The sequence below is a fragment of the Cohnella nanjingensis genome (assembly GCF_014212125.1).
Taxonomy (GTDB): Bacteria; Bacillota; Bacilli; order Paenibacillales; family Paenibacillaceae; genus Cohnella; species Cohnella nanjingensis.
Map to the genome: position 1 here is coordinate 1 of NZ_JACJVP010000073.1, position 3000 is coordinate 3000.

A 3000-nucleotide genomic window follows, 5' to 3' on the forward strand; every position below is an offset into this window, starting at 1 on the left:
CGCTGTAAAGTGGAATCAAGAAACTGGGGGAGAACGACGATCAGGCCAGCATCTCGGAGCTATATGGTTAAGCTAATAAGGGCGCACGGAGGATGCCTAGGCGCCAGGAGCCTAAGAAGGACGCGGCGAACAGCGAAATTGCCTCGGGGAGCCGTAAGCAGGCTTTGATCCGGGGATGTCCGAATGGGGAAACCCGGCTGGGGTAATGCCCAGTCACCCATGAGTGAATCCATAGCTCATGAGGAGGCATACCCAGGGAACTGAAACATCTAAGTACCTGGAGGAGAAGAAAACAAGAGTGATTCCGTCAGTAGCGGCGAGCGAAAGCGGATTAGCCCAAACCAGGAGGCTTGCCTCCTGGGGTTGTGGGACGTCTCACATGGAGTTACAAAGGAGCAGGTTAGGCGAAGAGGTCTGGAAAGGCCCGGCATAGAAGGTAAAAGCCCTGTAGCCGAAAGTCTGCTCCCTCCGAGACGGATCCCGAGTACCGCGGGACACGAGAAACCCCGTGGGAATCCGGCAGGACCATCTGCCAAGGCTAAATACTCCCTGGCGACCGATAGTGAAGCAGTACCGTGAGGGAAAGGTGAAAAGCACCGCGGGAGCGGAGTGAAAAAGAACCTGAAACCGTGCGCTTACAAGAAGTCAGAGCCCGATCTAGGGGTGATGGCGTGCCTTTTGTAGAATGAACCGGCGAGTTACGTTTACGTGCGAGGTTAAGTCGGAGAGACGGAGCCGCAGCGAAAGCGAGTCTGAATAGGGCGCTTTAGTACGTAGGCGTAGACCCGAAACCGTGTGATCTACCCCTGTGCAGGGTGAAGGTGAGGTAACACTTACTGGAGGCCCGAACTCACAAGCGTTGAAAAGCTTGGGGATGACGTGGGGGTAGGGGAGAAATTCCAATCGAACTCGGAGATAGCTGGTTCTCCCCGAAATAGCTTTAGGGCTAGCCTCGAGGTGAAGCATCGTGGAGGTAGAGCACTGATTGGGTGCGGGGCCCGCCAAGGGTTACCAAGTCCAGTCAAACTCCGAATGCCATGTATGTATACTCGGGAGTCAGACGGCGAGTGCTAAGATCCGTCGTCAAGAGGGAAAGAGCCCAGATCATCAGCTAAGGTCCCCAAGTGTGTGTTAAGTGGGAAAGGATGTGGAGTTGCGAAGACAACCAGGATGTTGGCTTAGAAGCAGCCACCATTTAAAGAGTGCGTAATAGCTCACTGGTCGAGTGACTCTGCGCCGAAAATGTAACGGGGCTAAACACACCACCGAAGCTATGGCATGNNCTTGGGTAGGGGAGCGTTGAATGCGGGTAGAAGTCTGACCGAGAGGACAGGTGGACTGCATTCAAGTGAGAATGCCGGTATGAGTAACGAAAAGACAGGTGAGAATCCTGTCCGCCGAAAGCCTAAGGGTTCCTGAGGAAGGTTCGTCCGCTCAGGGTAAGTCGGGACCTAAGGCGAGGCCGAAAGGCGTAGTCGAAGGACAACAGGTTGAAATTCCTGTACCACCGTAAGCCGTTACGAGCAATGGGGGGACGCAGGAGGGCAAAGACGCGAGCTGATGGAATAGCTCGTCCAAGCAGTGAGGGGTGCATGTAGGCAAATCCGCATGCTAATACCTTGAGCTGTGATGGGGAGGGAAAATTACAGTACCGAAGGTCTCGTGCTCACGCTGCCAAGAAAAGCCTCTAGCCAGGCGAAGGTGCCCGTACCGTAAACCGACACAGGTAGGCGAGATGAGAATTCTAAGGCGCGCGGAAGAACTCTCGTTAAGGAACTCGGCAAAATGACCCCGTAACTTCGGGAGAAGGGGTGCCTCGGTAGGGTGAATAGCCCGAGGGGGCCGCAGTGAATAGGCCCAAGCGACTGTTTAGCAAAAACACAGGTCTGTGCGAAGCCGTAAGGCGAAGTATACGGGCTGACGCCTGCCCGGTGCTGGAAGGTTAAGGGGAGCGGTTAGGGGCAACCCGAAGCTGTGAACCGAAGCCCCAGTAAACGGCGGCCGTAACTATAACGGTCCTAAGGTAGCGAAATTCCTTGTCAGGTAAATTCTGACCCGCACGAATGGCGTAACGACTTGGGCGCTGTCTCAACGAGAGATCCGGTGAAATTTTAGTACCTGTGAAGATGCAGGTTACCCGCGACGTGACGGAAAGACCCCATGGAGCTTTACTGTAGCTTGATATTGAACTTTGGTACGGTCTGTACAGGATAGGTGGGAGCCTTTGAAGTTGGAGCGCAAGCTTCAATGGAGGCGCCGTTGGGATACCACCCTGATCGTATCGGAGTTCTAACCTGTCACCGTGAATCCGGTGAAGGGACCGTGTCAGGCGGACAGTTTGACTGGGGCGGTCGCCTCCTAAAGCGTAACGGAGGCGCCCCAAGGTTCCCTCAGAATGGTTGGAAATCATTCGAAGAGTGCAAAGGCATAAGGGAGCTTGACTGCGAGACCTACAAGTCGAGCAGGGACGAAAGTCGGGCTTAGTGATCCGGTGGTACCGAATGGAAGGGCCATCGCTCAACGGATAAAAGCTACCCTGGGGATAACAGGCTTATCTCCCCCAAGAGTCCACATCGACGGGGAGGTTTGGCACCTCGATGTCGGCTCATCGCATCCTGGGGCTGAAGTAGGTCCCAAGGGTTGGGCTGTTCGCCCATTAAAGCGGTACGCGAGCTGGGTTCAGAACGTCGTGAGACAGTTCGGTCCCTATCTGTCGCGGGCGTAGGAAATTTGAGAGGGGCTGTCCTTAGTACGAGAGGACCGGGATGGACGCACCGCTGGTGTACCAGTTGTTCCGCCAGGAGCATCGCTGGGTAGCCAAGTGCGGGAGGGATAAGCGCTGAAAGCATCTAAGCGCGAAGCCCGCCTCAAGATGAGATTTCCCAATTCGTAAGACCCCTGGAAGAACACCAGGTTGATAGGCTCGGGGTGTAAGCACAGCAATGTGTGTAGCTGACGAGTACTAATCGGTCGAGGGCTTATCCTACAACCAACACCCGT

At 55.0% G+C, this 3000-nt stretch carries 1 rRNA gene; it reads left to right on the forward strand.

Annotated elements, in window-relative coordinates:
* The first annotated feature begins 65 nt into the window (after positions 1-65).
* Positions 66-2986: ribosomal RNA gene (locus H7C19_RS32425) — 23S ribosomal RNA — on the forward strand.
* Positions 2987-3000: the final 14 nt, after the last annotated feature.